The organism is Priestia sp. YIM B13489, assembly GCF_042787645.1.
In the GTDB taxonomy this organism is placed as follows: Bacteria; Bacillota; Bacilli; order Bacillales; family Bacillaceae_H; genus Priestia; species Priestia megaterium.
Window position 1 is genome coordinate 1 of record NZ_JBHZOQ010000030.1, and the last position, 4,240, is coordinate 4,240.

Consider the following 4,240-nt stretch of genomic DNA (forward strand, 5'->3'; position numbering starts at 1 on the left):
ACCATGAGGAAGCACATAGATAACGGCCGTACGCCTGGGCAAAGTATTTGAACATGAGTTCAAATACTTTTTTTATTTAGAAAGGAGATTTTTAAATGAAAGAGATTGGTTTACGGTACGGAATGAATCCAAATCAAGGTAAAGCTAAAGTTTACAATGCAGAAAACACACCTATTAAAATCTTAAACGGAGAAGCTAGTTATATTAACTTTCTAGATGCATTAAATGCTTTTCAATTGGTTCGAGAGCTTCGGCAAGCCACTAGTCAACCTGCAGCAGCATCTTTTAAACATGTAAGTCCAGCAGGTGCAGCTGTGTACTCTCCACTAAATAAGACACTTACTGAATCCTATTTTGTTGAAGGCTTAGACCTGTCTCCTTTAGCGATCGCTTATGCAAGAGCGCGTGGAACAGATAGGATGTCTTCGTTTGGAGATTGTGCTGCTTTTAGTGATGTAGTAGATATAACTGTAGCTAATCTCCTCAAAACAGAGGTTTCTGATATGATTGTTGCACCAAGCTACACTCAAGAAGCATTAGAGATTTTGAAACAGAAAAAGAAAGGAAAATATCTAATTTTAGAGATTGACCCAAACTATGTGCCTGATCCAATTGAAAAAAGAACGGTATTTGGAATTACTCTAGAACAAGAAAGAAATGATGTACAGATTGGGCAGGAAGTTTTTAATCATATTGTTACGACTCAACATGATATTCCTCATAATGCAAAGAGAGACCTACTTGTTGCTCTTATTACATTGAAATATACACAATCCAACTCTATTTGCTTCGCTTTAGATTGCCAAACGATTGGAATTGGTGCTGGACAACAGTCCCGTATTCATTGTACAAGGTTGGCAGCTGAAAAAGCTGATAAATGGTGGTTAAGACAACATCCAAGGGCCCTTAACATGAAGTTCAGAGAAGGCATTTCTCGTGTAGAAGTGAATAATGCAATTGATGGATGGTTGAATGATGATATTACTGAGGTAGAAAACGAACAATGGAAAAGGTGTTTTGAAGAGGTCCCTGCTAGGCTAAGTAAGAGTGAAAAACAAGAATGGCTAAAAAGATTAAAAGACGTTTCTTATGCATCCGATGCTTTTTTACCGTTCCGTGATAATATAGATCGTGCAGCTCAAAGTGGCGTTAAGTATGTGGTTCAAACAGGGAATTCTTTACGAGATGAACAAGTTACACAGGCAGCAAATGAATATGGAATGATTATGGCTCATTCAGGTATTCGTGTGTTTCATCATTAAAGCTATAAATAGATTGTTAAAAATCCATTTAAATTAATTCATTATTTATATCTAACTTAATAATAAAGGGGAATAAACTTCATGTTAAATGTACGTATAGCAACCGTAGAAGATGCTGATGCAATTGTTGCAATAAAGCAAGAAATTGTTATAACGAACGATTTTCTTCTTCGATTACCTGAAGAAGTACAAGAAACAGCAGAAGAATATCAAAAAAAGATACAAATAAGACAAGAAAATGGTGGTTTAACATTAATTGTAGAATTTAATAATCAAGTTGTTGGATTTCTTTCTTTTCACAGGCCTTCCTATATGCGTTTGCATCATACTGGATCGTTTGGCATTTGCGTGAAGCAAGAGTTCTCAAACAAGGGAGTTGGAACAACGTTACTCTCTTATTTAATAGAATGGTCAAAAGAACAAAAAGGGTTGGAAAAAATAAATTTAGATGTATTTTCAAACAATAAAAGAGCTATTCATTTGTATAAAAAGTTAGGATTTAAAGAAGAAGGAAAGCAAATAAATCAAATTAGGCTTAAAGATGGCTCCTACGCTGATATTATTTTCATGGCATTATCTATATAAATCTTTGTCCTAGAAAAAGAGATCAGTATTACTGATCTCTTTTTACATTCTATTTTTTATACCTTGAGAATTAGTAATTGGACAGAAAAATTTTATTTTTAAGACTTTGTTAAATAGTATCATTGTTTTTTAGATGTGAACTACGGGAACGTTCGATTTGAATGTATCCGTTCCTATTCTATTAAAGCCCCCTATAAAGGAATAATTGTAAAGCTAACGAAGGTTTTTTAAAAGCTGCGTTTCCCTGCCCAAGCTCCTTGCATTTTACTTAGGAATACAATTTGCCCAATATGATATGCATCGTGCAATGCTAAACTCTTCAGTTCAAGCACTAATGATCTTTCTCCAGGGATCTGTCTATACAAATCTTCATGTTCTGATTTTGCTAGTATTTTTTCAAGCTCACGGTGAACATAAAAGTATTCTTGCTTTGTTTCCTTCCAATTTTGAAACGTCTCAGTTGGTAATCGAAATGTAGATTCATTATCTTCTGCCTGTGGTTCATTCGCTGTTTCACCAAGAAATCGCATGAGAAGTCTCTTTTCATAGAAAAGTAAATGACAAACTAATTCCCAAATGGAATTCATTCCCCCATCAACTGGTTTCCAAATAGCCTGTTCAAAAGTAATATCCTTTAGCACCTTTTCAAGTGGTGGAAACCAGTCTTCTTTATCTAAGCAGCTTGCCCATTGTTGTAACAAAAGTGTCTTTACATCCATTTTCTATTCCCTCCATTTCTGCATCCTTCAATCGCTTTATAAGTCACTATTACTATCTTACTTGGACCTAAAAAGGTAAAATCCTTCTAAAAAAGCCACTCTTTTAGAGTGAATTAAATGATTAGAATATTATTAATGTCTCCTTTCAAGATTAACCTTAGGTTCACCAAACCACTTTATAATGGCGAAAAAGCCTTTAAGATAATATACTCTTAAAGGCTTTTTTGTGCGATAACGCTGATTATGTAAATTCACTTCTAATAAAAAAGAAGCCGTTGTGGATATAGACAAAGGCTTCTCATATTCATAGACACAATGAGAAATACTCTAGCTAGTTAAACTTGATAGATGAAATGAGAGAATTCAATACCGATTTTAACTGTTCACTCGTTGTAGAATCTAAGATTTCGATTTTATTATTGATTTTGGTTCCTACAGCACCAATTTGTAAAGTACTTTCTTTTGGGATTTTCGCTTCAATCATCTCTAAGGTAAGCATAATGGATTCGTGAGCTTTATCTCCACCTGAACTACGTGAAGAAGCACTAATAACAGCTACTGGTTTATTCACAAATTCTCCCGAAGATACAATCCAATCGAGAGCATTTTTTAGGACCCCTGGGACTCCCCTAGCATATTCTGGTGTACATATTATTACACCATCAGCTAATTTCAGTTGGTTACGTAAGTCCTTAACAGGATCAGGAGGACTATCAGTATCTATTTCAGGATTGAAATGAGGAAGGTGTTCCAATCCTTCATAAAATTGAAAATCAGTATTTTCAGGTCTTAGATTGGAAACAGCATACAAAACATTTGTGTTAGAAGAATTTTTACGCAAACTGCCTGAAATAGCGAGTATCTTTATTCCGTTTTTATCCATGCTATCATCCTGCTTCCTCATTATTTATACGGTTTTCATCATATTATTTAAAATATCATAAACCAATTGGAAAGTAATGAAACCATCATCTTCTAGAAAATGACCACCCTTTTCAACAGGATAAAAAGATGCATCCAATTGTTTGGATAAATTTTGGCTTAACTGAAAAGGAACAATATAGTCGTCTTTTGCAGCAATAACAGCACGTGAATTAGTTGCAGAAATTATTTTTTGATAATCCACTTTTTTAACTGTAAAGGGATCTAGTGAAGGTAAAGATGATAATCGCTCAGAAAAGCCAGAAACAAGAATAAAGCCTCCAAAGCCTGGTAACGGATCTAACTGTTCTAGATAGTTCAATAGTGTAATAGATCCTAAGCTATGTGCTACAAAATAGGTGTTGTTATCTAAACTCTTTATTTTAGTAGCCAATGTTTTCAACCATTCTTCTTTCTTGGGGTCAGACGAATTTGGCATATGAAGAACCGAAACTTGATGATCATCTGCTATTAATTTTTCTTTTAACCACGGAAACCAATGATTAGATGGTGAGGCTCCGTATCCATGGATAATATATACTTGTTTTCCCATTGCTACTCCCCTTCTCTTTTTATAGATGTAAAAACAGTATATTACTAATCCAAACCTATATGGTAGGAAAAGCACTTGAATGAGCAGTTAAAAAGATCTTTTAAACGAAGATTTTTTTCAGTGCCGATAAGCTGTTTTATGGTGCGACAAGAAGTCGCTTTCTTACAGTGTAGCTAACGCTACTTATCTAGACGCAAAGA

General features: G+C 34.5%; 5 protein-coding genes. 2 read left to right on the top strand and 3 right to left on the bottom strand.

What is annotated here, in order from left to right; genetic code table 11:
- Window positions 1-95: 95 nt before the first annotated feature.
- Together ACFX4W_RS01760 and ACFX4W_RS01765 are read left to right on the top strand one after the other, a co-directional pair.
- Window positions 96-1,262: a phosphoribosylaminoimidazolecarboxamide formyltransferase gene (locus tag ACFX4W_RS01760; protein ID WP_377559206.1), complete on the top strand. Its 1,167-nt coding sequence runs from the start codon at window positions 96-98 to the stop codon at window positions 1,260-1,262.
- Between the two features lie 81 nt (window positions 1,263-1,343).
- On the top strand, window positions 1,344-1,847 hold the full coding sequence (locus ACFX4W_RS01765) for a GNAT family N-acetyltransferase (protein ID WP_377559207.1): 504 nt from the start codon (window positions 1,344-1,346) through the stop codon (window positions 1,845-1,847).
- 227 nt (window positions 1,848-2,074) lie between these two features.
- On the opposite strand, the gene ACFX4W_RS01770 is transcribed toward ACFX4W_RS01765, so the two are convergent.
- The 3 genes from ACFX4W_RS01770 to ACFX4W_RS01780 all read right to left on the bottom strand — a co-directional run bounded on the left by ACFX4W_RS01770 (window position 2,075) and on the right by ACFX4W_RS01780 (window position 4,040).
- Window positions 2,075-2,566: a DinB family protein gene (locus tag ACFX4W_RS01770; protein WP_237075241.1), complete on the bottom strand. Its 492-nt coding sequence runs from the start codon at window positions 2,564-2,566 to the stop codon at window positions 2,075-2,077.
- Window positions 2,567-2,897: 331 nt separating this feature from the next.
- The gene (locus ACFX4W_RS01775) at window positions 2,898-3,449 is read right to left on the bottom strand and encodes an NADPH-dependent FMN reductase (RefSeq protein WP_377559208.1); all 552 of its coding nucleotides are present in this window, start codon (window positions 3,447-3,449) and stop codon (window positions 2,898-2,900) included.
- A 24-nt stretch (window positions 3,450-3,473) separates the two neighbouring features.
- Window positions 3,474-4,040, bottom strand: a complete 567-nt coding sequence (locus tag ACFX4W_RS01780) for an RBBP9/YdeN family alpha/beta hydrolase (RefSeq protein WP_237075239.1) — start codon at window positions 4,038-4,040, stop codon at window positions 3,474-3,476.
- Window positions 4,041-4,240: the final 200 nt, after the last annotated feature.